The sequence below is a fragment of the Streptomyces xinghaiensis S187 genome (assembly GCF_000220705.2).
Classification (GTDB): domain Bacteria; phylum Actinomycetota; class Actinomycetes; order Streptomycetales; family Streptomycetaceae; genus Streptomyces; species Streptomyces xinghaiensis.
In genome coordinates this window covers 5,987,007-6,012,227 of sequence record NZ_CP023202.1, presented here as the reverse complement: position 1 = coordinate 6,012,227, position 25,221 = coordinate 5,987,007, and the positions used below count along the sequence as shown (strand labels likewise).

General features: G+C 74.1%; 24 protein-coding genes. 9 read left to right on the top strand and 15 right to left on the bottom strand.

The genetic code is table 11. The features are described 5' to 3' along the window. Positions 1-527: 527 nt before the first annotated feature. The gene (locus SXIN_RS25675; RefSeq protein ID WP_238153863.1) at positions 528-1,637 is read left to right on the top strand and encodes a phosphatase PAP2 family protein; all 1,110 of its coding nucleotides are present in this window, start codon (positions 528-530) and stop codon (positions 1,635-1,637) included. Positions 1,638-1,865: 228 nt separating this feature from the next. Here the strand turns inward: SXIN_RS25675 and SXIN_RS25670 are convergent, their stop codons facing one another. After that, the gene (locus SXIN_RS25670) at positions 1,866-2,081 is read right to left on the bottom strand and encodes a hypothetical protein (RefSeq protein WP_019708960.1); all 216 of its coding nucleotides are present in this window, start codon (positions 2,079-2,081) and stop codon (positions 1,866-1,868) included. A 331-nt stretch (positions 2,082-2,412) separates the two neighbouring features. Between SXIN_RS25670 and gvpO the strand changes: the two genes are divergently transcribed. Genes gvpO through SXIN_RS25640 form a run of 6 tightly spaced genes read left to right on the top strand, consistent with a single transcriptional unit; the run spans position 2,413 to position 6,060 of the window. Continuing rightward, positions 2,413-2,724 carry a gas vesicle protein GvpO gene (gvpO, locus tag SXIN_RS25665; protein ID WP_019708961.1) on the top strand — a complete coding sequence of 104 codons (312 nt, stop codon included), beginning with the start codon at positions 2,413-2,415 and terminating at the stop codon, positions 2,722-2,724. A 49-nt stretch (positions 2,725-2,773) separates the two neighbouring features. Beyond that, the gene (locus tag SXIN_RS25660) at positions 2,774-3,211 is read left to right on the top strand and encodes a gas vesicle structural protein GvpA (protein WP_019708962.1); all 438 of its coding nucleotides are present in this window, start codon (positions 2,774-2,776) and stop codon (positions 3,209-3,211) included. After that, positions 3,208-3,942 (top strand): GvpL/GvpF family gas vesicle protein, encoded by a 735-nt coding sequence (locus tag SXIN_RS25655; protein ID WP_019708963.1) that lies wholly within the window; start codon positions 3,208-3,210, stop codon positions 3,940-3,942. The genes SXIN_RS25660 and SXIN_RS25655 overlap by 4 nt, the downstream gene beginning before the upstream one ends. A gap of 1 nt (position 3,943) precedes the next feature. Next, a complete protein-coding gene (locus SXIN_RS25650) occupies positions 3,944-4,219 on the top strand; it encodes a gas vesicle protein GvpG (protein WP_019708964.1) in 276 nt (91 codons plus the stop codon). Positions 4,220-4,226: 7 nt separating this feature from the next. Next, positions 4,227-4,889 (top strand): DNA primase, encoded by a 663-nt coding sequence (locus SXIN_RS25645; protein WP_238153862.1) that lies wholly within the window; start codon positions 4,227-4,229, stop codon positions 4,887-4,889. Beyond that, a complete protein-coding gene (locus SXIN_RS25640; RefSeq protein WP_050930813.1) occupies positions 4,882-6,060 on the top strand; it encodes an SRPBCC family protein in 1,179 nt (392 codons plus the stop codon). The genes SXIN_RS25645 and SXIN_RS25640 overlap by 8 nt, the downstream gene beginning before the upstream one ends. A gap of 186 nt (positions 6,061-6,246) precedes the next feature. Here the strand turns inward: SXIN_RS25640 and SXIN_RS25635 are convergent, their stop codons facing one another. The 4 genes from SXIN_RS25635 to SXIN_RS25620 form a co-directional block, all read right to left on the bottom strand. Continuing rightward, positions 6,247-8,370: a catalase gene (locus SXIN_RS25635; protein ID WP_095757601.1), complete on the bottom strand. Its 2,124-nt coding sequence runs from the start codon at positions 8,368-8,370 to the stop codon at positions 6,247-6,249. A 69-nt stretch (positions 8,371-8,439) separates the two neighbouring features. After that, positions 8,440-9,411, bottom strand: coding sequence for a helix-turn-helix transcriptional regulator (locus SXIN_RS25630; protein WP_019708967.1), 972 nt, complete (start codon positions 9,409-9,411; stop codon positions 8,440-8,442). Positions 9,412-9,477: 66 nt separating this feature from the next. Next, positions 9,478-10,401 (bottom strand): hypothetical protein, encoded by a 924-nt coding sequence (locus tag SXIN_RS25625; protein ID WP_238153861.1) that lies wholly within the window; start codon positions 10,399-10,401, stop codon positions 9,478-9,480. Beyond that, a complete protein-coding gene (locus SXIN_RS25620; RefSeq protein ID WP_019708969.1) occupies positions 10,398-11,666 on the bottom strand; it encodes a glycosyltransferase family 4 protein in 1,269 nt (422 codons plus the stop codon). The genes SXIN_RS25625 and SXIN_RS25620 overlap by 4 nt, the downstream gene beginning before the upstream one ends. Positions 11,667-12,275: 609 nt before the next feature. Between SXIN_RS25620 and SXIN_RS25615 the strand changes: the two genes are divergently transcribed. Together SXIN_RS25615 and SXIN_RS25610 are read left to right on the top strand one after the other, a co-directional pair. Next, entirely contained in the window at positions 12,276-13,235 is a 960-nt protein-coding gene (locus SXIN_RS25615) for a hypothetical protein (protein ID WP_095757600.1), read from the top strand. 206 nt (positions 13,236-13,441) lie between these two features. Further along, the gene (locus SXIN_RS25610) at positions 13,442-13,714 is read left to right on the top strand and encodes a hypothetical protein (RefSeq protein WP_095758193.1); all 273 of its coding nucleotides are present in this window, start codon (positions 13,442-13,444) and stop codon (positions 13,712-13,714) included. A 191-nt stretch (positions 13,715-13,905) separates the two neighbouring features. On the opposite strand, the gene der is transcribed toward SXIN_RS25610, so the two are convergent. The 10 genes from der to ald form a co-directional block, all read right to left on the bottom strand. Further along, positions 13,906-15,366, bottom strand: coding sequence for a ribosome biogenesis GTPase Der (gene der / locus SXIN_RS25605; protein WP_019708970.1), 1,461 nt, complete (start codon positions 15,364-15,366; stop codon positions 13,906-13,908). Positions 15,367-15,430: 64 nt separating this feature from the next. Continuing rightward, on the bottom strand, positions 15,431-16,018 hold the full coding sequence (locus SXIN_RS25600) for a lysophospholipid acyltransferase family protein (protein ID WP_192883699.1): 588 nt from the start codon (positions 16,016-16,018) through the stop codon (positions 15,431-15,433). A gap of 98 nt (positions 16,019-16,116) precedes the next feature. Next, entirely contained in the window at positions 16,117-16,854 is a 738-nt protein-coding gene (gene cmk / locus SXIN_RS25595; protein ID WP_019708972.1) for a (d)CMP kinase, read from the bottom strand. 178 nt (positions 16,855-17,032) lie between these two features. Beyond that, on the bottom strand, positions 17,033-18,118 hold the full coding sequence (locus SXIN_RS25590; RefSeq protein ID WP_095757598.1) for a prephenate dehydrogenase: 1,086 nt from the start codon (positions 18,116-18,118) through the stop codon (positions 17,033-17,035). 316 nt (positions 18,119-18,434) lie between these two features. Then, on the bottom strand, positions 18,435-19,811 hold the full coding sequence (locus SXIN_RS25585; protein WP_095757597.1) for a pseudouridine synthase: 1,377 nt from the start codon (positions 19,809-19,811) through the stop codon (positions 18,435-18,437). Then, positions 19,811-20,479, bottom strand: coding sequence for an SMC-Scp complex subunit ScpB (gene scpB, locus SXIN_RS25580; RefSeq protein WP_050931134.1), 669 nt, complete (start codon positions 20,477-20,479; stop codon positions 19,811-19,813). The genes SXIN_RS25585 and scpB overlap by 1 nt, the downstream gene beginning before the upstream one ends. Before the next feature lie 50 nt (positions 20,480-20,529). Then, on the bottom strand, positions 20,530-21,900 hold the full coding sequence (locus SXIN_RS25575; protein WP_095757596.1) for a segregation and condensation protein A: 1,371 nt from the start codon (positions 21,898-21,900) through the stop codon (positions 20,530-20,532). Between the two features lie 60 nt (positions 21,901-21,960). After that, a complete protein-coding gene (locus SXIN_RS25570) occupies positions 21,961-22,557 on the bottom strand; it encodes a hypothetical protein (protein WP_095757595.1) in 597 nt (198 codons plus the stop codon). Further along, complete coding sequence (locus SXIN_RS25565) at positions 22,554-23,711, bottom strand: ParA family protein (RefSeq protein ID WP_078650003.1); 1,158 nt, start codon at positions 23,709-23,711, stop codon at positions 22,554-22,556. Before SXIN_RS25565 ends, SXIN_RS25570 begins: the two co-directional genes overlap by 4 nt. A 361-nt stretch (positions 23,712-24,072) precedes the next feature. Continuing rightward, positions 24,073-25,197, bottom strand: a complete 1,125-nt coding sequence (gene ald / locus SXIN_RS25560; protein WP_157916340.1) for an alanine dehydrogenase — start codon at positions 25,195-25,197, stop codon at positions 24,073-24,075. Positions 25,198-25,221 lie beyond the last annotated feature (24 nt).

Below are 25,221 nucleotides of genomic sequence, written 5' to 3'. Positions count from 1 at the left end.
CAGGGTACGCGAGGTGTATGGGGGTCATGTGTCCGGGCTCACTTCCGTCCCCACGGCAGGCCGCGCCGCCGGGCGCCCCCGGGGCCCCGGAACCGCGGTCCGGGCGCACCTGCTCCCGGAGGATCGAATTCCGCTGTGCTGCGGAAGGGCACCGTCCGGACCGCGGCTCCGCCGGGCCGCTCCCGCCGCCCTGCCCGCCGCCCCGCGCGGCCGCCCCGTCTCCCGCCGGGTGCCCGCGGAAGTGCAGGTCACCGCCGCCGGCGGAGCGATCCGCGGTTCCGGGCGGCCACACCGGACGGGCCCGCGTCCGGCCCGCCGGAAAAGACGGGACCACTTCCAGGTGAACTTTTTCCGCCCACGGAAAGATGCTCGGATTAACGGCCTCCCGTTAATTCGTCGGGGCCCGTAATGCTTTTGAGGGAACGCCATGAATAAACTTCTCAATGAGAGCAAGTCCACATCACATCGTCATCACGAACCCGCCCGTAGGAGCAGTTCGGCCGCTCACCCCCTGTAACGTCCGTTGGGTGCGTACCGACCGAATCCTCGCCCGGCTCGAACAGGAGCCCGAGCGAGCGAGCAGCCGCGACGTCCCGCGGATGAGCCGAACACGCAAGGCGTTGTTCGGCTCGGCCCTCGGGTGTTACGCGGCCGTCGTGCTGGCCGTATTCGTGAGCGACCGTCTGATTCTGCTCGACTGGCAGGTCATGCTGTTCCGGCCCTACAAGCAGTGGCCGGAACTGCACGCCGCGCTCGACTACTTCGTGGTGCTCGGGCAGCGCGGACCGACCGCCGTGCTGGTCGCGGCCTGGCTGGGCTGGCGCTCCTGGCGGCAGCGGACCCTGCGTCCGCTGCTGGCGCTCGGCGCGGCCCTGCTGCTGCTCAACAGCACGGTCGGCGCGGTGAAGTACGGCCTGGGGCGGCTGGGGCCGCACTACGCCACGACCGTCGGGGCGGACGAGATGTTCGCCGGCGGCGATATATTTCCCTCCGGTCACACCGCCAACGCGGTGGTGACCTGGGGCATCCTGGCCTATCTGGCGACCACGCCGCGGGCCCGCCGGGTGCTGTCGGTGGTGGCGGCCGGCTTCGCGCTCGGCGTCGGGGCGACCACCGTCTATCTGGGCACCCACTGGGTGAGCGACGTACTGCTGGGCTGGATCGCCGGCCTGCTGGTGCTGCTGGCGCTGCCCTGGTGCGAGCCGGCGATCGCCGCCGCCAACGCCTGGCTGCTCGACTCGCGGGACCGGCTGAAGCAGGGCCGGGGACTCGCCCCGCTGCCGTTCCCCATACCGCCCCTTCCACCGGTCGCGGTGAGCCCCGGGGCGTCCTCCGCCCGGGCCGCCGCAAGCCCCGCCGGGGCCCCTGAACCGGCGCCCGCCCACGAACCGGCGCCACCCGCGCGTCCCGCTCCGGCACGCGAGCCGGTGCCGGCCGTCACCGGGGGCCGCTCCCCCGCGGCCGGACGAAGCGCCGAGCAGCCCCGGCCGTACCACCCGGCGCGGCCACACCTCACCCGCTCGGAACGGACCCCGGTCACCCCGACCGGAAGCCGTCGCCCGCAACCGCCCGCCGAGCGTGCGCCACGCACCGCACCGGTGGCACCCGCGGGGCGCCGCGGCCACACCTCCGGCTGAGCGCCCGGCGCGGGCGGTACGCACACACCCTCCGCACCGCGGCGAAGGCCCCGGCACTCACCCGAGTGCCGGGGCCTTCGTGCTGCTCCGCCGCGCCGCCGTTCCGCCATGCCGCGTACGGGCCGCATCGCCGGGCGGGTCCGCGACGCCCGGTCCGTACCGCTTCCGGTGTTCCGGCGTTCCGCCGATCCACCGGGTCCGGGCCGGGGCACGCCGCGCCAGGGGCCGCTACCCCTTCCAGGAGCGGACCACCGTGCCGTCCTTCACCGCGAAGTTGATACGCCCGACCACGTACTCCATGGTGATGATGGCGTCCGGTGGCAGTGTCCGCACGGTGGTCCAGCCGCGCTGCCGGGCGCGTTCCTCCGCCTCCGCCGCGCCGAGGCCCGTGTAGGCGTCGCAGTCGTCGTCCGCCGGGTTGGGGGGGTTCGGTGAGTCGTTCATGACAGCCACCGTACGCCCCGGCCCCGGGGCCGGCTCCGCGTCCCGCCCCGGGGCCGGGGACAGCACGGAACCGGCCGCCGGCCCATCCCGGGGCCGTCACCGTTCTGTCACAAGATGACGCATCGTGAGCGCCGCGGCCCAGGTCCGCGGGCCGGGCGCCCCGCCCTCCCCGGCAATGCCCCAGGAGATTTCCGGCCCCTCAACTTCTCGCGGCTGCCCGGAATTTCCCGGGCTATTCGGCATCACCGGTCATCGGACATGCATTCCCTCCGCATCTCCCCATTGCCGTTTGCATGGGTCCGGACGAGGTATGCGCTGCCCGAGGAGAGCCATGGCAGACAAATCCGAGAACAGTGACAAGAGCGCGGCGGAGAGCCGCAGCGGCAGCCAAGCGGCCCTGGACGTCCTCCGCACCGCGGGTGCTCAGCTCGCCGAGCTGACCGGCCTGCGCGCGGAGACGGTGACCCGGTTCGAACGAACTGGTGAGGGCTGGCTGATCGAGATCGAGGTCCTCGAACTCCCGCGGGTGCCCGAGACGATGAGCCTGATGGCGTCCTACGAGGTCAATACCGACCAGGACGGCCAACTCACCGGCTACCGGCGTACCCGGCGCTACGAGCGCGGCCGGGCGGACCGCCGCTGACACCACCGCGCACCACACACCATCGGCACGAAGGGATGTGTATCCCGGTATGACCGTTGTACCGGCACAACAGCAAGGCGGTTCGGGCGGCGGCAGCAGCGGCCTCTACGACGTCCTGGAACTGATACTCGACCGCGGGCTGGTGATCGACGCGTTCGTGCGTGTCTCACTGGTCGGCATCGAGATACTCAAGATCGATGTGCGGGTGGTCGTCGCGAGCGTCGACACCTACCTGCGCTTCGCCGAGGCGTGCAACCGCCTCGATCTGGAGTCCGGTCCGCGCAAGGACCCGGGTCTGCCCGACCTCGTCGGCGAGATGACCGAGTCCGGTGCGAAGGGCAAGTCCAAGGGCGCCCTGTCCGGCGCCGCCGAGACGCTCTCCGATGCCTTCAAGCAGGGCCAGGACCGCGCGTCCGGTGAGCAGGAGGCCGAGCCGGCCCGCAAGCCCCGCCGCACCACGACCCGCAGGAAGGAGGAGACCGAGTGAGCACCTACGTCTACGGCATCATGGACGGCGACCGCCCGGATCTCCCCGGGAGCCTCGCCGGAGTCGGCGATCCGCCGCACCCGGTGCGGGTGCTCCGCGCGGGCGGTCTGGCCGCCGTCGTCAGCGACTGTCCCGAGCAGCTCCGGCCCAAGCGCCGCGACCTGCTGGCCCACCAGCACGTCCTGGCGGAGGCCGGTGCCGACGGCGCCGTGCTGCCCCTGCGGTTCGGCAGCCTCTCCGCCGACGACGACGCCGTGCTGGCGGTGCTCACCGAACACGCCGAGCACTACCGGGCCCAGCTCACCGAACTGGACGGCCGGGTCGAGTACAACGTCAAGGCCGTGCACCGCGAGGAGGACGTGCTCCGGCTGGTGGTCTCCGAGGACCCGGAGATCCGGGCCCTGACGGAGGCCAACCGCGCCTCCGGCGGCGGCTCCCACGAGGACCGGCTGCGCCTCGGCGAGCTGGTCGCGGGCGCCGTACGGGCCCGCGAGGCGCAGGACGGCAAGGCCGTCGAGGCGGCTCTCGCCTCCGCCGCCGAGCAGCAGAGCCCGGGCCCCGAGTCCTCGGGCTGGCTGGTCAACCTGTCCTTCCTGATGCAGCGCGACGAGGCCGCGGCCTTCATGGAGTCCGTCGAGGACGTCCGCCGGAACCACCCCCACCTGGACATCCGGGTGACCGGCCCGCTGCCCCCGTACAGCTTCGTCCGGGCCGTCCCGGCACACGCCTGACATGGGACTGCTCGGCGAGCTCTTCCTCCTGCCGCTGGCGCCGGTCCGTGGAACGGGCTGGGTCCTGCGGCAGGTGGTGGCGGAGGCGGAGCGGCAGTACTACGACCCCTCGGCCGTCCAGCGGGAGCTGAGCGCCCTGGCGGAGGAGCTCGACAACGGCCTGATCGACGAGGCCGAGTTCGACCGCCGCGAGGACGAGTTGCTGGACCGCCTCGAAGAGGTACAGCGCCGCCGGGGAGCGGCGCCGGACGGCGGGCCTCCCCCGCCGCCCCGATGACGAGGAGATGAGCGCGATGAACAACCGGCTGGCGATGACGCTGGCCGTGGGCGCGGGCTATCTGCTGGGACGCACGAAGAAGGCGAAACTCGCTCTCGGCGTCGGCGGCATGGTGCTCGGCAAACGGCTGAATCTGAACCCCCAGCAGCTCACCGGGCTGCTCACCGAACAGCTGAAGAACAACCCGCAGCTCGCCGAGGTGCGGGACCAGCTCCGGAACGACCTGCAGGGCGTGGGCAGGGCCGCGGCGACCGCCGTGGTCACGCGCCGGCTGGACGCCCTCTCCGACCGTCTGCACGACCGCACCCTCGGGGTGCAGGACAAGCTCGGCGCGGCCGGCGGGAAGGTGGCCGGCAGCACGATGCCCGGCGGCTCCGCGGCCGAGTCCGACGCGGACCGGGACGAGCACGAGGACGAGGCGCACGACACCCGGGGGGCGGACGCGGAGCGCGGCGCCACCGGGAAGGGCGGCGGCACGGGGAAGACGGAGAAGGACGAGCGCCCCGCCCGCAAGCCCGCCCGTGCCGCGAAGAAGGCCCCGGCCTCCGGCGCCGGGCGTCCGGCGAAGAAGACGGCCTCCTCGGCGGGGTCCTCCGCGGGCAAGGCCGGCCGGGCCGCGAAGAAGACCACCGCCCGGCGGCGCACCACGGGAGGTGACGACCGTGGCTGAGCAGAAGGGCGGCCCCGTGTCGTCCCTCAAGGAGAACCCGGCCGTCGGCCGGCTGAAGCAGGAGGCGTCCGCCTTCGCCGCGGCCCAGGCCCAGCGGCTGCTGGTGTCGGCCGGGGAGAAGCTCGGCGGCGCGACGGCCCGGCTCACGGATGCGGCCGAGGGCCGCGCCTCCGGGGGGTCCGGCCTGGTCGGGCTGGCCGGCGAGAGCGGTAAGAAGTTCGCCGAGGGCAAGGGACCCGTGCGCTCCGCCGTGGAGATGGGTGCCGCGGGCCTCAAGGACAAGGTCAAGGAGGCCGTCACGAGCGGGATGGGCAAGCGCAAGGGCGGTGGCGGCAAGGGCAAGTACGTCACCATCAGCGAGGACGTCGACGTCGGGGTGCCGCTGCGCGAGGCGTACAACCAGTGGACCCAGTTCCAGGAGTTCTCGACCTTCGCCAAGGGCGTGCAGGGCGTGGAGTCCGCCGACGAGACCACATCGAACTGGCGAGCGAAGATCTTCTGGTCCTCCCGCAGCTGGAAGGCCTCCACCACCGAGCAGATACCCGATGAACGGATCGCCTGGACCTCCGAGGGGGCCAAGGGGACCCTCAAGGGCGTGGTGACCTTCCACGCACTGGACCACAGCCTCACCCGGATCCTGATGGTCCTCGAGTACTACCCCAAGGGCCTGTTCGAGAAGACCGGCAACATCTGGCGCGCCCAGGGCCGCCGGGCCCGCCTGGACCTGAAGAACTTCCGCCGGTTCGTGATGATGCGCGGCGAGGCGACCGGCGAGTGGCGCGGCGAGATCCGCGACGGGGAAGTCGTCCGCGGCCACGAGGAGGTCCTGGAGTCGGAGCGGGAGGACGAGGACCTCCCGGAGGACGCCCACGAGGAGGACGCCGGGCACGAGGAGGACGGCGAGCCGTCCGGCCGGGCCGAGAAGGCGCCTCCCGGGGACGCCGAGGACTCCGCGGCGGACGTGGAGGACGCGGAGGACGCGGAAGACGAGGAGCACCCCGAGGACGCCTACGAGGAGGAGGACCTCCCCGAGGACACCTACGACGAGGACGAGGACGAGCCCGCCGAGGAGGAGGAACTCCCCGAGGAGGACGCCGAGTACGAAGCGGACGAGGAGGACCCGGAGTACGCGGAGGACGAGGAGCCCGAGCCCGCCGGCACCCGCCGCTGACCCCTCCTTGCCGGCGGCCGCACGGCCGCCCGGGCACCACCGCGGCGGACCGCCGCGGCGCGGGGCACCGGCCCCGGAGGACAGGGCTCCCGGATGAGGGCGCCGTACCGGAACAGTGTCCGGTACGGCGCCCTCATCCGTGCCCGCGGGGGCCGGGCCGGGGGGAACGGCCCGCGCCGGGGTCCCTCAGTGGGCCGCCGGGCTGCGCCCCCAGTGCCGGTGGGCCGCGACCGCCTCGGTGAACGCCCGGCCGAAGTCCTCACCCGGCGGCCCCGTCACCGGGTCCGTGACGACGCCCCGGTCGGCCACCATCCCCCCGCCGTTCCGGGCGAGTTCCACCCCGCCGAGGTCCAGCGCGCCGAGCACGCCCACCCCCGCGCCCAGTCCCCCGACCGGCTTGCCGTGCCGGAAGGCGTCCCGGACGAACCGCACCGCGGCCGGGTCCGCCCCGACCGCCAGGGCGCTGTCCGGGCCGCCGGGCACCAGCACCGCGTCGTAGAGCACGGCGGCGACGGTGGGCAGGGCGCGGGTGACGGGCCGGGCGCCGCCGCCGGCGTCGCGCACCGTGCCGTCGCGCGCCGCCAGTTCCTCGACGACCGCACCGCCCGCGGCCTCCAGCATCTCCCGCACCGCGTCCAGCTGGGCGCCGTCCACCCCGTCCGCGACGAGGACCGCGATCTGCCGGGTGGCGATCGTGCCGGGCCCCTTCAGGCTCTCGATGCTGAGCGCCGGGGAGGGCACCGGCCCGGGGGTACCCTCCGGCTGCTCCGGCAGCGGCACGCCGATGCCCTCGGCGACCGCGGCGGCCAGTTCGTGGTCCACCAGCGCCAGCTGGTCGACGGTGCGGCCGCGGACCCGCACCGAGTTCACCTTGCCCAGCTCGAAGCGGAAGGCCTCGACCATGTGCCGCTTCTCCCAGTCCGCCATCGAGTGCCAGAACAGGGCCGGCTGGCTGTAGAAGTCCTCGAAGCTCAGACTGCGCTTGCGGATCTTGCGCCCGTCCACCCGCTCCTGGAGATGGCTGTAGGCGCGCGGGTCCGTGGCGTCCGCGATCCCGGGGCAGCCGCCGCCCAGGGAGTTCCTGCCGTAGTTGGCCCCGGTGTGGAGGCGCCCCTGGTGGTAGCCGTCGCGCTGGTGGTTGCGCACCGGCACGACCGGCTGGTTGACGGGGATCTGCGCGAAGTTGGGCCCGCCCAGCCGGATCAGCTGGGTGTCCAGGTAGGAGAAGTTGCGCGCCTGGAGCAGCGGGTCGTTGGTGAAGTCGATCCCGGGCACCACGTTGGCCGTGTGGAAGGCGATCTGCTCGGTCTCGGCGAAGAAGTTGTCCGGGTTGCGGTCCAGCACCATCCGGCCGATGGGCCGCACCGGCACCAGTTCCTCCGGGATGATCTTCGTGGCGTCGAGCAGGTCGAAGTCGAAGGCGTGTTCGTCCTCCTCCGGCACGAGCTGGACGCCCAGCTCCCACTCCGGGTGGTGGCCGGCCTCGATCATGTCCCACAGGTCGCGGCGGTTGTAGTCGGGATCGCGGCCCTGGATCTCCTGGGCCTCGTCCCAGACCAGCGAGTGCACCCCCAGCCTCGGCTTCCAGTGGAACTTCACGAACGTGCCCCGGCCCCGCGCGTCGACGAAGCGGAAGGTGTGCACCCCGAAGCCCTGCATCATCCGGTAGCTGCGCGGGATGGCCCGGTCCGACATCAGCCAGAAGACGGCGTGCAGCGTCTCCGGCTGCAGCGAGACGAAGTCCCAGAAGGTGTCGTGGGCCGAGGCGCCGGTGGGGATGTCGTTGTGCGGCTCGGGCTTCACCGCGTGCACGAAGTCGGGGAACTTGATGCCGTCCTGGATGAAGAAGACCGGGAAGTTGTTCCCCACCAGGTCGTAGTTCCCCTCCGAGGTGTAGAACTTCGTGGCGAATCCCCGCACGTCGCGCACCGTGTCGGCGGACCCCCGCGGCCCCTGCACGGTGGAGAAGCGCACGAAGACCGGGGTGCGCACCGAGGGGTCCTGGAGGAACGCCGCCTTCGTGAACTCCGCGCAGGAGTGGTACGGCTCGAACCAGCCGTACGCGCCCGCGCCCCTGGCGTGCACCACCCGCTCCGGGATCCGCTCGTGGTCGAAGCGGGTGATCTTCTCCCGGAAGTGGAAGTCCTCCAGCAGGGTGGGCCCGCGCTCCCCCGCGGCCAGCGCGTCGTCGGTGTGGTCGACGACGACGCCCTGGTCGGTGGTGAGCGGCCCGCCCGCGGGGTCGGGGGCCCGGTACGCCTCCCGCTGCCGCTGTTTGGGGTCCCCGGGCCGGTCCTGCTGTGGTGCCATGGCGAGGCTCTCCTTGCGTGTCCGGTGCGTATCCGTCCGCATGCGTACGGATACGCCGGGTTGCCCCGCTCAGTCCGGTGAAACGCCGAGTGCCCTGTTCAGCCGAGCGGCTATCGGCGCCATGTGCTCCTTCAGCCCGGCCGGCTCCCGTATCTCGAAGTCGAAGCCCAGCGAGGCCAGGTGGGCGACCATCGTCTCCGGGCCGGGCGCCCCGGTCCGGAGCAGGCAGCTGTGCTCGTCGACCGCCTCCAGCGTCCCCATCGCGGGGGTGACGCGCGCCGCTGCCTCCTCCAGCGGGGCGTGCAGCAGGACGACGGCCCGGAGGGCGTACGCCTGGGTGGAGACGCCCCGGGCGACGTAGGCGGCGAGATCCCCGGCCGGTGGGGTGCGCGGCTCGAACCGCGGGCCGTGCGGCGGCCGGGGCGTGAGCCGGTCGGCCCGGAACGTCCGCCAGTCCCGCCGGTCCACGTCCCAGGCGACGAGGTACCAGCGGCGCTCGGTGAAGACCAGCCGGTGCGGCTCGACGGTCCGCCGGCCCTCGCGGCCCTGGTGGTCCCGGTAGTCGAAGCGCACCCGCTCCCGGTCGCGGCAGGCGAACGCGAGCTCGGTCAGCACGTCGGCGCCGACCGTGGGCCCGCCCCGCCCGCCGAGCATCGGCACGGTGAAGGAGGTGAACGCCTCGACCCGCCGGCGCAGCCGGGCCGGCAGCACCTGCTCCAGCTTGGCGAGCGCCCGGACGGAGGTCTCCTCGATGCCCTCGAGACCGCCGCCGGCCGCGGTGCGCAGGACGACCGCCACCGCGACGGCCTCCTCGTCGTCGAGGAGCAGCGGCGGGAGGGCCGCCCCCGCGCCCAGTTGGTAGCCGCCGCCGGTACCGGGGCTCGCGTGCACCGGGTAGCCCAGCTCGCGCAGCCGGTCGACGTCCCTCCGGACGGTGCGCGCGGTGACGCCGAGACGATCGGCGAGATCCGCGCCGGACCATTCCCGGTGGGCTTGCAGCAGGGAGAGCAGACGGAGGAGACGTGCGGAGGTGGCCGGCATGCGGGGTAGTCTCCCAGCCGTCGCGGACAGCTTCCGTCCGCGACGGCCGGTCCCGGCCCGCCGGGTTCAGCTCTTTCCGGACTCGGGCCCGGGCTCGGGCTCGGTGAGGCGTACCGACAGGTCGTTGTCCACGGTGTAGTACGGGCCGACCAGGGCCGGGCCGCGCGGTGTGGACAGCGGCCGCGCGGGATAGCCGAAGACCGCCTTCTTGTCCGCGACGTCGTCCAGGATCCGGGAGATCCGCACCGCCCCGGCCCCCGCGGCCGGCCGCAGCCACAGGTCCCACGGCTCGTCACCGCCCTGCCAGGGGCCGGCGAACTCCGGGTACGGCAGGGTGCAGGAGAACCGGGTGCCGTCGGCGGTCACCGGCACCGTGCGGACCTCGGAGGGGTCGCGGCGGCAGCGCGCCTCGACGGCGGCGCCGGGACCCGGCACCGCCCCGTACAGCCGCCCCTCCAGCAGCAGTTCCCCGTCCCGCACATGGAGGTCCCCGGCCTCGGCGTGCGGGGAGCGCAGCCAGCTGCGGACGGAGAGGTTGCCGTGCTTGGTGGCGTACGGCAGGCGGACGGTCACCGAGCCGCGGCCCGGGTCGGGATGGCGGTCGACGATCGTGCGCAGATCGTTGATCCCGGGCGTCAGCCGCACCGGATCGGCGCCGGGGGCCGCCTCGTAGGCGTCCCAGCGCCCCTCCGGCAGCACCACCGTGCTCGGCAGGACGGCACGCAGCCGGCCCCGGCCCGCCGGCACCAGGGGGAGCCGCAGCTCGCCGGCCGCGCCGCCGGCCCGGCCGCCGCGGCGGCGGAGCAGCAGGGCCGCGTCCCAGGACTCGGCGCGCTCCGGGGCCTCGACGTCGAAGGTGAGCCCTCCGGCGGAGTCCGCTATGCAGTCGGCCCTCGGCGCGGCGGGCGCCTCCGGGCGCTGCCCGCCCCCCGGCACGGGGACGGGCCGCGGGATGCCGGGGCGGAGGGGCAGATCGGCGGAGGTGGTCATGCGGTGCGGCCCCCTCTCAGAGCGGCGGCGGCGTGGGCGCGGGCGGTGTAGGCCCCGCCGAGCAGCGCGCCCCGGGTGCGGTGCAGCGAGCTGCGCAGCCGGCCCCGGGTCCCGCGGCCACCGCGCTCCACGAGTTCCCGGAACAGGGTCTCGTAGCGGCAGGCGACCCGGGAGGGGTCGAAACGGGAGGAATCGTCCAGTGCCGCGCGGCCCATCCGGTGCCTTAAGGAGTCGTCGTTGATCAGTTCGAGGAGGGCGGTGGCGATCGCGTCGGCGTTGCCGGTCGGCACCAGCCTGCCGTCGACGCCGTTGTCGATGATCTCCCCCGGCCCGTGCGGGCAGTCGGTGGAGACCACCGGCAGTCCGCAGCGCATGGCCTCGACGATGGTCATCCCGAAGGACTCCAGGCTGGAGGTGACGGCGGCGATCGACCCCTTGGTCCACTCGGGGTCGAGCGGATTGGCGGGCCCCATCAGGTAGACGTGGTTGTAGAGGCCGAGGTTGTCGATCAGCCTCCGCAGTTTCTCCTTCTCCGCGCCGCCGCCGTAGATCCGCAGCCGCCAGTCGGGTCTGACCGCGACCACCTTTGCGAAGGCGCGGATCAGCAGGTCGTAGCGTTTGACCCGGGCCAGCCGGCCGGCCGCGACCACCCATTTGCCGGAGCCGTCGGCGGGCGCGACCCGCGGCTCCGGCACGCTGTTCGGCACCGCCTCCACATGGACTCCGGGCAGCTTGAGCCGGCGCCGGTAGGACGTGGCGTCGGCCTCGGTGACGGTGGTGACCGCGTCGAGCCGGGGATAGAGCCGCCCCAGCTGTGCGCGCAGCGCGGCCGAGTGGCTGTCCAGGGTCAGATGCTCCTGCCCGACGAGGACCGGGCCGCGCCGGGTCTCCCGGGCGATGTGCGCGTTGAGCCCGGGCCGGGTGCCGACGACGACGTCCGCCTCGACGGTGCGCAGATGCTCGGCGATCCGGCGGTCGGTGAGCCGGCTGTACTGCTTGTAGCGCCCCTCCGCCCTGGGGAACACCCGGGCGGGCAGGCGGTGTTCGGGACTGTCCCCCTCGTAGCCCGGGCTGTCCTTGCGGAGGTCCACGAGGTGCCGCAGCCGGACGTGCGGGCCGTGGTCGAAGACGGGCGCGTCACGGTGGCGGAAGACGGAGACGATCTCCACGTCGTGCTGTTCGGCCAGCGAGCGGGCGAGGTTGTAGGTGGTACGGATCGTGCCCCCGATGCCGTACGCGTTGTGAATCAGAAAGGAAATCTGCATACGTCCCCGTTTTCCACGGATTCCACGGTTTCCGCGGAGGGTCCGGCTGGTCCCGTCTCCTCCGCCTACCGAGTGGTTGGACCTCTCCCGGGCGCTTCGGGTTGGCCTCCATGACGATCCTGTGGCACAAGAGATGCGACATCGGTAGCCGGCGCGGGGAACTTTCCGAAGCGATAGAACGTCACCATCCCTGCGTGCGTAACGGCCTGACGCCGCGCCGGTCATGCGATTCACCCCCTTGAGCGACCCTGCCGGACCCCGGGCGGGGCCCGTCGGCCCACGGCCACCGGACCCGGTCCCGTCCCGGGCACCGCCCCGCCGGCGGACCGCGGTGCCCGACATCTCCCGGCTGTCCCCCCATAGGCGGGCGAAACACCCGCGGCCCGTACCGCCGGCGCCGCCGCGTGCCCCCCGCGCACCCCCGCCGGCCCCGGCGAGCGCGGGCCGCGGCCGGAGGCCGGTCAACCGCAGTCACCCGTACAGGAGTTCACTCTTTCTCCCCGCCACGTCCCACGGGGCGGACCGGGCGTGACCCCGGCCGCGCGTCACCCGTTGTCCCCCGTGTGGGCCGGATCGCCCGGCCGCCACCCCGAGACCGAGGAGCCTCCCGTGCCGCGTTTGCTCGACGTCAGCGATGACGTGCGCGCCGAGATCGGTGATGAAGAAGCCGACCGGTTGCTCACCGGCGAGAACGCCCCGGGCAGCTACGACTGCACCTCCTGCCGGACTCCCGGCGACACCGGGCAGGAGCGGACCAGCACCGTGCTGTTCGTCGGCGATGAAACCGCCGTACTCGCCTTCGCCCACGCCACCTGCGTGCCGTCCCAGGTGGTTCCGGTCGCCGAGGAGCAGCTGCAGGGCGCCGTGCGCAGCATCACGGGCGGGGAGGGCCGGGAGGCGGCGGCCGCGCCGCCGGTGCCGGCCGGCGCCGGCGCGCCGGGCCCGCCCGGTCTCCCGGACGCCCGTGCGCCCCAGGACGGCCCGCCGCACGACCCGCTGTACGACCCGGCCCCGCACGGCCTGCGGACCGTACCGCCCGCCGGGCCCTTTCCCGCGGGTTCCGGCGCCGCTTCCGGCGCCGGTGCCCGGCCGGAGCCCCGGCAGGCGGTGATCGGTGTCACCAGCGGACTGGTCCTCGCCGACGGCGCCCTGTGGCCGGGGCTGGTCGTGGAGCCCACCGGCCCGATCGCCCGGCCCGGTTCCGACGACCCCGGCGACGAGTTCCTGCCGATCCTCGTCGAACAGGGCTTCCAGTCCGTGAACCACGTGGAACAGAAGCCGCCGCTGCTGGCCGGGTGGTCGGTCCTGCTGGCGGAGGGGCGGCTGCACGCGGTGCTCCAGCCGGGCAACGGCGGCCCTCCGACGGCGTGGTGGCAGGCGCACGAACCGCTGACGGTGACCGACGGCTGGCGGACCGCGGCCGCCCGGACGGCAAAGGTCCTGGTCTTCGCGGCACCCGCGGGCGCGATCGGCCGGCAGTCCCACGAGGACGTGCTGCGCGAGGCCCTGGACCGGGCGGCGGCGGCCGGTGTGCTGGTCGCCGCGGTGCTGCCGCTGGCGGGTACATGACCTCCGCCGGCTCCGGGTGCCCGCCCCCCGCGGGGCGCGGGCACCCCGCGGGGGGCGTCCGGCCGGCGGGCCCCGGGCACGCGCAAACCACCGGAAACGGGCTTTTGCTCACGGAACCGCATCCACCGGGCGCCCGGGTCGTTGGCAGGTACGTGCACTCATACGAACCGCCGGCCCGGCTCCCGTACCCCCACCCCATCCCGGGAATGCGCCCGGCGCGCGAGACCTCCCCGGCGGGCGGGCAGCAGTCGCCGACCCCGATCTACGACTCGCTCTACGCCGAGTACCGGCGCCAGTTCCGCGCCCTGCCCGGCGACCGCCTGGGCGAGGAGGACCTCGGCTTCAAACCCTTCGGCATCGGCCCGCGCGAACCCCGGAACACCTGGGAGCGGGTGCTGCCCCCCGAACCGCTGCGGCGCCACCGGCGGGGTGTGCCGCGGGCCCTGCCGCCCGCCGTGCCGGACCACCGCGCGCGCTAGGTCCGCCCGGACCGGGCCGGCTCGGGAACGGGGCCCGGTGCCGTGGACCGCCCGGCGGAGGAGAGCGCTCGACCCACACAACACGCCCCGGGTATACGCCCCTGCGGGGCCGGGGGCGCGGCGGGCGGGGGCCGTGGACACGCGAGGGGCGGGGGACGGGGCCTCCGCCCGGCGCTCCCCCGCCGCCCGGGTCACTTCTTGCGGCCCCGCTTCTCGCGCACCCGGACCGAGATGTGGATCGGGGTGCCCTCGAACCCGAACTCCTCGCGCAGCCGCCGTTCGACGAACCGGCGGTAGCCCGCCTCCAGGAAGCCGGAGGCGAACAGCACGAACCGCGGCGGCCGGACGCCGGCCTGGGTGCCGAAGAGGATCCGCGGCTGCTTGCCGCCCCGGATCGGGTGCGGGTGGGCGGCCACGATCTCACCGAGGAAGGCGTTGAGCCGGCCCGTCGGCACCCGGGTCTCCCAGCCCTCCAGCGCCGTCTCGATCGCCGGGACGAGCTTCTCCATGTGACGGCCGGTGCGTGCGGAGACGTTGACCCGCGGCGCCCACTGAATCTGCACCAGGTCCCGTTCGATCTCCCGCTCCAGGTAGTAGCGGCGCTCCTCGTCGAGGGTGTCCCACTTGTTGTACGCGATCACCAGGGCGCGTCCGGCGTCGACGGCCATGCTGATGATGCGGGTGTCCTGGACGCTGATGGACTCGCTCGCGTCGATCAGGACGACCGCGACCTCGGCCTTCTCCAGGGCGGCGGCGGTGCGCAGCGAGGCGTAGTAGTCCGCGCCCTCCTGCAGGTGGACCCGGCGGCGGATGCCCGCGGTGTCCACGAACTTCCAGGTGACGCCGCCCAGTTCGATGAGCTCGTCGACCGGGTCGCGGGTGGTGCCGGCGATCTCGTTGACGACCACCCGCTCCTCGCCGGCGACCTTGTTGAGGAGGGAGGACTTGCCGACGTTGGGGCGGCCGATCAGGGCGATCCGGCGGGGCCCGCCGAGTCCGCCGCCGAAGGTCTGCTGCGGTGCCTCCGGCAGCGCCTCCAGCACCGCGTCGAGCAGGTCGCCGGTGCCGCGGCCGTGCAGCGAGGAGACCGGGTGCGGCTCGCCCAGGCCGAGGTTCCAGAGCGCGGCGGCGTCCGCCTCGCCGCTGGGGCCGTCGACCTTGTTGGCGCAGAGCACGACGGGCTTGCCGGCCCGGCGCAGCAGCTTGACCACGGCCTCGTCGGTGTCGGTCGCGCCCACCTTGGCGTCCACGACGAAGACGACCGCGTCGGCGGCCTCGATGGCGAACTCGGCCTGGGCGGCCACGGCGGCGTCGATGCCGAGGACGTCCTGCTCCCAGCCGCCGGTGTCGACGACCTTGAAGCGGCGGCCGGCCCATTCGGCCTCGTAGGTGACGCGGTCGCGGGTGACCCCGGGCTTGTCCTCGACGACCGCCTCGCGGCGGCCGAGGATCCGGTTCACCAGGGTCGACTTGCCGACATTGGGACGGCCGACGACGGCGAGTACGGGGAGCGGGCCGTGGCCGGCCGCGGCGAGATCGCCCTCGATCTCCTCCGGGTCGAAGCCCTCCTCCGCGGCGAGCTCCATGAACTCCGTGTACTCGGCGTCGCCGAGCGCCCCGTGCTCGTCGGCGGCGTGCTGATGGTCGTTCATGAAGTGGGTTCCTCGTTCATCGTTCATCGTCGGCGGACCTCGGAGGCCCGCCCGTCAGTGTCGTTCAGCGGCCGGTGACGCGCCGGGCCTCGGACAGATGGGCGCCCAGCCGGCGCTGGATGCGCTCGGTCGCCGCGTCCAGGGCCGCCCGGGTGCGCCGGCCGGTGCCGTCCCCCGCGTCGAAGGGGTCGCCGAACACCACGTCGACCCGGCTGCGCAGGGGCGGCAGGGCGGATATCGCCCGCCCGCGCCGATCGTTGGAGCCGAGGACGGCGACCGGGACGATCGGCGCCCCGGAGCGCACCGCGAAGTAGGCGAGCCCGGCGCGCAGGGAGGCGAAATCGCCCTCGCCGCGGGTGCCCTCGGGGAAGATCCCGAGGACGCCGCCGCGCTCCAGCACCCCGAGCGCTCCGGTGATCGCGGCCCGGTCGGCGCCCGAACGGTCCACCTTCAGCTGCCCGATCCCGCGCAGGAACGGGTCCAGCGGACCGATGAACGCCTCCTTCTTGATCAGGAAGTGCACCGGCCGGGGCGCGGTGCCCATCAGCATCGGGCCGTCGATGATGTGGGAGTGGTTCACCGCGAGGATCACCGGTCCGGCGGCGGGCATCTTCCAGGCGCCCAGGACCCGCGGCTTCCACAGCCCGTACATCAGCCCGACCCCGATGCGGCGGCCGACCGCCGCACCGCTCTCCGAGCCCTTGCCCGCGGCCGCGGCGGCCGTGGCCCCGGCCTGCGCGCGCGCCGTCCTCACGCCGACTGCCCCGCACGGTCCGCGGTGTTCCCGGCGGCGTTCTCGACGAGGGTGACGACGCACTCGACGACCTGCTCCAGCGTCAGCTCGGTGGTGTCCACCTCGTGGGCGTCGTCCGCCTTGGCCAGCGGGGAGACCTTGCGGCCGGAGTCGGCCGCGTCCCGCTTGATCAGCGCCTCGCGGGTGGCGGCGAGACCGGCGGCCTCCTTGCCCTTGAGCTCCCCGCTGCGGCGGGCGGCACGGGCCTCCGGCGAGGCGGTCAGGAAGATCTTGAGGTCGGCGTCGGGGAGGACGGTGGTGCCGATGTCCCGGCCCTCGACGACGATGCCGCGCCCCTCCCGGGCGATCCGGCGCTGGAGCTCCGTCAGCAGGGCCCGCACCTCGGGGACGGCACTCACGGCGCTGACCGCGGCGGTGACCTCCCGGGTGCGGATCGGCCCGGCGGCGTCGGCGCCGTCGACCGTGATGGCCGGGGAGCCCGGGTCGGTGCCGGAGACGATCGTCGGCTTGGCGGCGGCGGTGGCCACGGCCGCCGGGTCGTTCACGTCCACACCGTTGCTCAGCATCCACCAGGTGATCGCGCGGTACTGCGCTCCGGTGTCCAGGTACCGCAGGCCGAGCTTGGCGGCCACGGCCTTGGAGGTGCTGGACTTGCCCGTGCCGGAGGGGCCGTCGATGGCGACGATCACTGCTGCCGGAGCGGTCCGGGCGGCGGTTTCCACGGTGACGAACACCTTTCCTGTGTGCACGGGCGGGAGCGGACCGGCGGGAGAGCCTGCCGGAGAACCTTCGGACAAGGTTACCGGCCCCCCGGAGCGCCCCGTACAGCCCCAGGCGTCCCGGGAGCCCCGGGGGCCGCGGGACGGCCGGCGGTGGTGGTGCCGGGGTGGCACCCCAGCGGCGCCGGGGCGGCTACTGCCTGATCGACCAGCCCTTCTCGCGCAGGGCCGCGGTGAGGCCCGGGGCCGCCGCCGGTTCCACCATGAGCTGGATGAGACCGGCCTGCTGCCCGGTGGCGTGCTCGATCCGGACGTCCTCGATGTTGACCCCGGCCCGGCCCGCGTCGGCGAAGATCTTCGCCAGCTGTCCGGGCTGGTCGCCGATGAGCACCGTCACGCTCTCGTACGCCGCCGGGGCCGCGCCGTGCTTCCCGGGTACCCGCTCGCGGCCGGTGTTCCCGCGCCGGAGCACGTCCTCGATGCCGGCCGCGCCGCCGTGCCGCTTCTCCTCGTCGGCCGACTCCAGGGCGCGCAGGGCCCGCACCGTCTCCTCCAGGTCGGAGGCGACCGCGGAGAGGATCTCGGCGACCGGGCCGGGGTTGGCGGAGAGGATGTCGATCCACATGGCGGGGTCGGACGCGGCGATCCTGGTGACGTCCCGGATGCCCTGGCCGCAGAGCCGCACCGCCGTCTCGTCGGCGTCCTCCAGCCGGGCCGCGACCAGGCTGGACAGCAGCTGCGGGGTGTGCGAGACGAGCGCCACGGCGCGGTCGTGGGCGTCGGCGTCCATGACGACCGGCACGGCTCGGCAGAGCGAGACCAGTTCCAGGGCGAGGTTCAGCACCTCGGTGTCGGTGGCGGCGGTGGGCGTGAGGACCCACGGGCGGCCCTCGAAGAGGTCGGCGGTGGCCGCCAGCGGGCCGGACCGCTCACGGCCCGCCATCGGGTGCGTACCGAGGTAGGCGGTGAGGTCGCCCCCGAGGGCCTCCAGCTCGCGGCGCGGGCCGCCCTTGACGCTGGCGACGTCCAGATAGCCGCGGGCCAGGCCGCGGCGCTGGGCGCCGGCGACCGTCTCCGCGACCCGGGCGGGCGGTACGGCGACGACCGCCAGATCCACGGGGCCGCCGGGGGCCTCGTCGGTGCCGGCGCCGAGGGCGGCGGCGGTCTGGGCCCGGGACGGGTCGTGGTCGGTGAGATGGACCCGTACGCCGCGGCCGGAGAGGGCGAGCGCGGCGGAGGTGCCGATCAGTCCGGTCCCGATGACGAGGGCGGTTCTCACTGGGTGACGTCCTTGCGGAGTGCGGCTGCGGGGCCGGTACGGGCGGCTGGGCGGTGCCGTCCCGGCTCGGGTCCAGCGTAACGAGCGCGGACGGCGGGGCCGGGCGCGGACCGTCCTGCGAGACGGCGAGACGGCGGTCCCGGAGCCGGCCGGGGCCCGGGTCCCGGTGCCCGCCGAGCGGCCGCCCGGTGCCTCCCGGGCCTCCGCCCGGCCCGGGCACCTGCGCGGGGCCCGGGCCGGGCCGTACCCCGGGGCGCCCCGCGGCGCACCCCGGCCCCCGGCCCGGCCCCGCGACCGGTCGCGCGCGGGACGGCGGTTAGAGCTCGACCTCGCGCATCAGCATGCCGACCTCGGTGTTGGTGAGGCGCCGCAGCCAGCCGGACTTCTGGTCGCCGAGGGCGATCGGGCCGAAGCCCGTGCGGACGAGCCGGTCGACCGGGAAACCCGCCTCGGCGAGCATCCGGCGGACGATGTGCTTCCGGCCCTCGTGGAGGCTGACCTCCACCAGGTAGTTCTTGCCGGTGTTCTCCACCACCCGGAAGTGGTCGGCGCGGGCGTAGCCGTCCTCCAGCTGGATGCCGTCCTTGAGGCGCTTGCCCAGGTCGCGCGGGATGGGGCCCTGGATCGCGGCGAGATAGGTCTTCCGCACGCCGTACCGGGGGTGGGTGAGGCGGTGGGCCAGCTCGCCGTGGTTGGTGAGCAGGATGATGCCCTCGGTCTCGGTGTCGAGCCGGCCGACGTGGAAGAGCCGGGTCTCCCGGTTGGTGACGTAGTCGCCGAGGCACTGGCGGCCGTCCGGGTCCTCCATGGTGGAGACGACGCCGGCGGGCTTGTTCAGGGCGAAGAAGAGGTACGACTGCGTGGCGACGGTCAGGCCGTCGACCTTGACCTCGTCCTTCTCCGGGTCGACCCGGAGGCCCTGCTCGGTGACGATCCTGCCGTTGACCTCGACGCGCCGCTGGTCGATCAGCTCCTCGCAGGCCCGCCGGGAGCCCATGCCCGCCCGCGCCAGGACCTTCTGCAGCCGCTCCCCCTCCGGCTCCCCGAAGGTCGTCGGCGGCTTGGGCCGGTCCGTGCGGTGCCGGGCCCGGTTGCGCTCCTCGATCTGGGCCTCGTACTCGCGGGGACGGGCCGGGGGCTGCGGACGGCCGCCGCGGGACGGACCGCCGCCGCGCGGGCCCGCGCCACGGGCCGGGCCGCCGCGGGCTCCCGCCGGACTCTTCGGGCCGCCCTTGGCGCCGCCGCGGGCCGCCGCACCCCGGCTGCCCCCGGGGGATCCGGCCGGGCCCCGGCCGGGACGGCCGTCGCGGTCCGAGGTGCGGGCGCCGCGGTCGGAGGTGCGGGCGCCGCGGTCGCGGTCGTCCCGTCCGGCGCGGCCACGGCCATCCCGGTCCCGGTCGCGGTCGGCGGGGCGCCGGTCGTCCCGGCCCCGGTCGTCCCGTCGCCGGTCGTCGCGACCGCGGTCGTCGCGGCCCCGGTTGTCGCGGTCACCGGGACGGCGCTCGTCACGGCCCCGGCCGCCCTCGCGGTCCCGGTCGAAGCCCACGTCGTAGCGGCGCTCCTCGGGACGGGGACGGCCGTCGCGCCGCGGCCGCTCGTCGCGGCCTCCCCCGGCCTGCCGCCGGGAGTCCCCTCCCGTGCCCCGGTAGTTCTGCCTACCGGTGTCCCTGCTGTTCCTGCCGCTGCTTCGCATCAAAGTTCCGTCTGAGAGTGGCCGCTGTCGTCTGTGTCCGGAGCGTCCGGATCGAACGACGGCACTCCCTCCTGGGACTCCGGCTCGATCGCCTCCGCCTCGGGGAGGAAGGGCGCGAGCTCCGGCAGTTCGTCCAGGCCGCGCAGGCCCATCCGCTCCAGGAAGTAGTTCGTCGTCCTGTACAGGATCGCACCTGTCTCGGGTTCCGTGCCCCCCTCCTCCACCAGACCCCGCTGGAGGAGGGTGCGCATCACACCGTCACAGTTGACCCCTCGTACGGCCGAGACGCGGGACCTGCTCACCGGCTGCCGGTACGCGACCACGGCGAGTGTCTCCAGAGCGGCCTGGGTGAGCCGGGCCTGCCGGCCGTCCAGGACGAACGACTCGACGGCGTCAGCGTACTCGGGCCGGGTGTAGAAGCGCCAGCCGCCCGCCACCAGCCGCAGCTCGAAGCCCCGGCCCTGGACCGTGTACTCGTCCGCCAGTTCGCGCAGGGCGTCGGAGACGGCGCGGCGCGGGCGCTCCAGCACCTTGGCCAGGTGGTCGGCGGTCGCGGGCTCGTCGACGACCATCAGGACCGCTTCCAGGGCGGGTTTGAGGTCGAGGCCGGCCACGTCCCGGTCCCCGGCCGGGGGTTCCGCCTCCGCGCCCGGCCCGTCCGCCGCCAACTCCCGGATGTCGTACGCCTCGTCCGCCCCGCCGGTCCCGTGCACCGTGCTCACGCCGTCTCCTTCTGCCCGGCCGCGCCGGTCTTCTCGTCCGCCGGTGTCCCCGGCTCCTGGTCGAACTCGTCCGTGACGAGGGGCCGCTCGCCGTCCCCGTCCCGCGCGCCGGTCCAGCGGACGAGGAGCGAGCCGAGCGCCTCCTCCTGGTCGAGCTCGACCGCGCGTTCCCGGTAGAGCTCCAGCAGCGCGAGGAAGCGGGCGACGACGGTGAGGGTGTCGTCGGTGTCCTCGGTCAGCTCCAGGAACGTCGCCGCTCCGGCGGCGCGCAGCCGGGCGATCACGATCCCCGCCTGCTCGCGCACGCTGACCAGCGGGGCGTGGATGTGGTCCACGTACACCTGCGGTTTCGCGCGGGGCTGCATCGCCTTGACCGCGAGCCGGGCGAAGCCCTCGGCCCCGATGCTGATGACGACATCGGGCAGCAGTTCGGCGTGGTGCGGTTCCAGGCCGACCGTGCGGGGGTGCCGGCGAGCCTCGGTGACCAGCCGCTCGCCGAAGATGTCGGCGATGCGCTTGTACGCGCGGTACTGCAGCAGCCGCGCGAAGAGCAGATCCCGGGCCTCCAGCAGCGCGAGGTCGGCCTCGTCCTCGACCTCGGCGGCGGGGAGCAGCCGGGCGGCCTTCAGGTCGAGGAGGGTCGCGGCGACGACCAGGAACTCGGTGGTCTGGTCGAGGTCCCAGTCCGGTCCCATGGCCCGGATGTGCGCCATGAAGTCGTCGGTGACCCGGGAGAGGGCGACCTCGGTCACATCGAGCTTGTGCTTGGCGATCAGTTGCAGCAGCAGGTCGAAGGGGCCCTCGAAGTTCGCCAGCCGCACGGTGAACCGGCCGTCGCCCTCCTCGGCGCCTTCACCGGCGGCTTCAGCAGCGGCTTCACCGGTGCCCTCATGGGCCTCGCCGGCGGCGTCGCCGGATGGGGACGCTCCGTCGCCGTCCTGTTCCGCGGAGGCAGGGACCGGCGCGGGGCGGGCTCCGTCGTCGTCCTGTCCGGCACGGTCGCGGGCCGGCGGCGCCTGCACGGCGTCCGGTGCGGGGGCCGGCGGAGGGCCGGACCCTGCCCCGGGCTCCGCCGCGGGCGCGGGTTTCACCGGGGGCGCCGGTTCCGGGGCGGGTGAGGGCTCCGGGGCGGACGGGGACGGCTCCCCGGCGGGCCGCGGCGCGGTGGCGGGGAGCGCCGGGCCCGGGGGCGTGTACGCGGGCGCGTCCGCCGTTCCGGGAGCCGGTGCCTGCACCGGGTCCGGCGCCGGGTCCGGAGCCGGCACGGGGTCCGGCACCGGAAGAGGGGACGGGCGGGCACCCGGACCGGCGCCCAGCGGGCGGCGGCCCGGCCGGCGGGGCGGGTCTCGGTCGTCGGTCGGCGGCATCGCGGTCCATGGTGCGGAGGGCCGGGCGGAGTGCCGCCCGTGGAACGGGCAGGTTACCGCTCAGCTGCCGCGCAGGCGCCGTACGAGGATGCTCGCGTCCCCCCGCGACTCCAGGTCGGCGAGGACGACCGCGACGGCCTCCCGCACGATCCGGCCGCGGTCGACGGCCAGCCCGTGTTCGCCGCGGAGCACCAGGCGCGCGTGTTCGAGGTCCATCAGTTCCTCGGCGGAGACGTACACCGTGATCTTCTCGTCGTGACGCTCCCGGCCGCTGGGCCGGCGGCCGGCCGCACGGGTACGGCGGCGGGCCGCTCCTCCCGCGGCGGGGGTGCGCGACGCCGGCCCCGTCTCCTGCTGCCGCCCGCCGGTGGGCCGTACGGGCGGGACGGCCGGGACGGACGGCGCGGACCGTTCCGGTGCGTCGGCGCGGAGGGCCGGGGCTCCCCGGCCGCCGTGCTCGGGAGCGGCCTCGGGCCGGCCGGTGTCGCCGCCGGCCGTACCCTCGCCGTCCTCGCCCGAGGCCGCCGGGGCGGGGACCCGCGGCGTCTCCGCGGTGGTCTCCCCGCCCGCGTGCTCGCGGGCGGAGGCCGGTGAGGACGCCTGGAGCGCGGTCCCCCCGGTGGTGCGGAACAGTTCGTCGGCGCCGGGAAGACTCACTCGGCGTGGCACCGGGCGAGCACCTCCCTGGCGAGCTGGCGGTAGGCGGCGGCGCCCACGGAGTTGGAGGCGTAGGTGGTGATCGGCTCACCGGCGACCGTGGTCTCCGGGAAGCGGACCGTGCGGCCGATCACCGTGTGGTAGACGTGGTCGTCGAAGGCCTCGACCACGCGTGCGAGGACCTCCCGGCTGTGGACGGTCCGGGAGTCGTACATGGTGGCGAGGATGCCGTCCAGTTCCAGCTCGGGGTTGAGCCGTTCCTGGACCTTCTCGATGGTCTCGGTGAGCAGGGCCACCCCGCGCAGCGCGAAGAACTCGCACTCCAGCGGAACGATCACCTTGTGCGCCGCGGTGAGCGCGTTGACGGTCAGCAGGCCGAGGGACGGCTGGCAGTCGATGACGATGTAGTCGTAGTCCGCGAGCAGCGGCTTCAGGGCGCGCTGGAGCGTGGACTCCCGGGCCACCTCGCTGACGAGCTGCACCTCGGCGGCCGACAGGTCGATGTTGCTCGGCAGCAGGTCCATGTTGGGGACCGCGGTCTTGAGCAGCACCTCGTCCGCCGCCATGCCCCGCTCCATGAGCAGGTTGTAGACGGTGAGGTCGAGTTCCATCGGGTTGACGCCGAGCCCGACGGAGAGCGCGCCCTGCGGGTCGAAGTCGACCAGCAGCACCCGGCGTCCGTACTCGGCCAGCGCGGCGCCCAGGTTGATGGTCGAGGTGGTCTTGCCGACCCCGCCCTTCTGGTTGCACATCGCGATGACCTTGGCGGGGCCGTGGTCGGTGAGCGGGCCGGGGATCGGGAAGTACGGCAGCGGACGCCCGGTGGGGCCGACCCGCTCCCGGCGCTGGCGGGCCGCGTCCGGGGCGAGGGTGGCCGCGTACTCCGGATCGGGCTCGTACTCCGCGTCCGGGTCGTAGAAGTGCCCGTCGGGCAGGTCCTCGTAGTCGGCGAAACGGGCGGGCTCGCCGCCACCCTGGCCGCCGGCCGTGTCGTTCACGTGATGGCCGTCCATGCTCATGTGGGCTGTCGTGCTCTGCTGGGCTGCGAAGGTGTGGACAGCTATGGATCCGGCAGATTCGAGCCCCGAAAGGCTCCGGCCCTGCGCAGCCGCATCCGGCCGGCCACCTCCGGGAGTAAATGTCGACTCATTCACAAGTCGTCTTACCTCCTTGGATGTGACCAGAAAACTTTATCGATAGGTCAGCGTGGCACTATGCCGACGGTTGGCGACTCTATGGCGTGTCGACGCCTCACAGCAACACAATCCGCCGCACCCGGCACCCTGTGTCGGAGGCGGAACTGCCCGCTGTCAAGGGCGTTTACGCCTCCGGAGGGCACATTCCGGCAGGAACGAAACCGGTCGAACGGTGATGTTCGAGGCGTGTTGACCCCGTCGTGGGAGAAGCCGGACACACGTCCGGCCGGACCTCACTCTTCGAGGTCCGGCCGAAATCGCATGGTTGACGCCCCGTCATGGCGTAGGGGGCCCGCGCCCCGGGGAGTTGCCGGCGGGCTCAGCCGAGCAGGGCGCCGAGGTCGGCCGCGGCCATGCCGTGCGCCTCGGCCACGGGCCCGTAGGTCACCTGCCCCTCATGGGTGTTGAGGCCCTTGGCCAGCGCGGGGTCCCGGCGCAGCGCCTCGCGCCAGCCCCGGCCGGCGAGTTCCACGATGTACGGCAGCGTGACGTTGGTCAGCGCGTGGGTGGAGGTGTTCGGCACCGCGCCCGGCATGTTGGCCACGCAGTAGAAGACCGAGTCGTGGACGGTGAACGCCGGTTCGGCGTGGGTGGTCGGACGGGAGTCCTCGAAGCAGCCGCCCTGGTCGATGGCGATGTCGACAAGGACACTTCCGGGCTTCATCCGGGAGACCAGCTCGTTGGTGACCAGCTTGGGCGCCTTGGCGCCGGGGATGAGCACAGCGCCGATCACCAGGTCGGCGGCGAGCACGGCGCGCTCCAGCTCGAAGGCGTTGGAGGTGACGGTCTGCACGCGGGTGCCGAAGATCTTGTCGGCCTCGCGCAGCTTGTTGACGTCCTTGTCGAGCAGGGTGACGTGGAAGCCCATGCCGATGGCGATCTGGGCGGCGTTCCAGCCGGAGACACCGGCGCCGATGATCACGGCGCGGCCCGCCGGCACACCCGGCACCCCGCCGGGCAGCACCCCGCGCCCGCCGGCCGAGCGCATCAGGTGGTACGCGCCCACCTGGGGCGCGATCCGGCCGGCGACCTCGGACATCGGGGCGAGGAGCGGCAGCCGGCGGCCGGCGGTCTCCACCGTCTCGTAGGCGATGGCGGTGGTGCCGGACTCCAGCAGCGCCTCGGTGCACTCGCGGGAGGCGGCCAGGTGCAGATAGGTGAAGAGGACCTGGTCCTTGCGGAGGCGGTGGTACTCCTCGGCGACCGGCTCCTTCACCTTGAGCAGCAGGTCGGCGCCGGCCCAGACCTCGTCGGCGGTCTCCAGGACGGCGGCACCGGCGGCGGTGTACTCCTCGTCCGGGATGGAGGAGCCGCGGCCGGCGTCCCGTTCCACCAGGACGCGGTGCCCGTCCCGCACCAGTTCGTGCACGCCGGCCGGGGTTATCGCCACCCGGTACTCGTTGTTCTTGACCTCGCGGGGAATGCCGACCTTCACGGGGATCACAGTCCTTGGATGAGGGGGTTCTTC

What these genes read in the sequence shown, in the direction of transcription:
- SXIN_RS25670 (WP_019708960.1), bottom strand. Translation starts at nt 2,081, where the DNA reads ATGAACGACTCACCGAACCCCCCCAACCCGGCGGACGACGACTGCGAC.
- gvpO (WP_019708961.1), top strand. Translation starts at nt 2,413, where the DNA reads ATGGCAGACAAATCCGAGAACAGTGACAAGAGCGCGGCGGAGAGCCGC.
- SXIN_RS25660 (WP_019708962.1), top strand. Translation starts at nt 2,774, where the DNA reads ATGACCGTTGTACCGGCACAACAGCAAGGCGGTTCGGGCGGCGGCAGC.
- SXIN_RS25650 (WP_019708964.1), top strand. Translation starts at nt 3,944, where the DNA reads ATGGGACTGCTCGGCGAGCTCTTCCTCCTGCCGCTGGCGCCGGTCCGT.
- SXIN_RS25645 (WP_238153862.1), top strand. Translation starts at nt 4,227, where the DNA reads ATGAGCGCGATGAACAACCGGCTGGCGATGACGCTGGCCGTGGGCGCG.
- SXIN_RS25635 (WP_095757601.1), bottom strand. Translation starts at nt 8,370, where the DNA reads ATGGCACCACAGCAGGACCGGCCCGGGGACCCCAAACAGCGGCAGCGG.
- SXIN_RS25630 (WP_019708967.1), bottom strand. Translation starts at nt 9,411, where the DNA reads ATGCCGGCCACCTCCGCACGTCTCCTCCGTCTGCTCTCCCTGCTGCAA.
- SXIN_RS25625 (WP_238153861.1), bottom strand. Translation starts at nt 10,401, where the DNA reads ATGACCACCTCCGCCGATCTGCCCCTCCGCCCCGGCATCCCGCGGCCC.
- SXIN_RS25620 (WP_019708969.1), bottom strand. Translation starts at nt 11,666, where the DNA reads ATGCAGATTTCCTTTCTGATTCACAACGCGTACGGCATCGGGGGCACG.
- SXIN_RS25610 (WP_095758193.1), top strand. Translation starts at nt 13,442, where the DNA reads ATGCGCCCGGCGCGCGAGACCTCCCCGGCGGGCGGGCAGCAGTCGCCG.
- der (WP_019708970.1), bottom strand. Translation starts at nt 15,366, where the DNA reads ATGAACGACCATCAGCACGCCGCCGACGAGCACGGGGCGCTCGGCGAC.
- SXIN_RS25600 (WP_192883699.1), bottom strand. Translation starts at nt 16,018, where the DNA reads ATGTACGGGCTGTGGAAGCCGCGGGTCCTGGGCGCCTGGAAGATGCCC.
- SXIN_RS25585 (WP_095757597.1), bottom strand. Translation starts at nt 19,811, where the DNA reads ATGCGAAGCAGCGGCAGGAACAGCAGGGACACCGGTAGGCAGAACTAC.
- SXIN_RS25575 (WP_095757596.1), bottom strand. Translation starts at nt 21,900, where the DNA reads ATGCCGCCGACCGACGACCGAGACCCGCCCCGCCGGCCGGGCCGCCGC.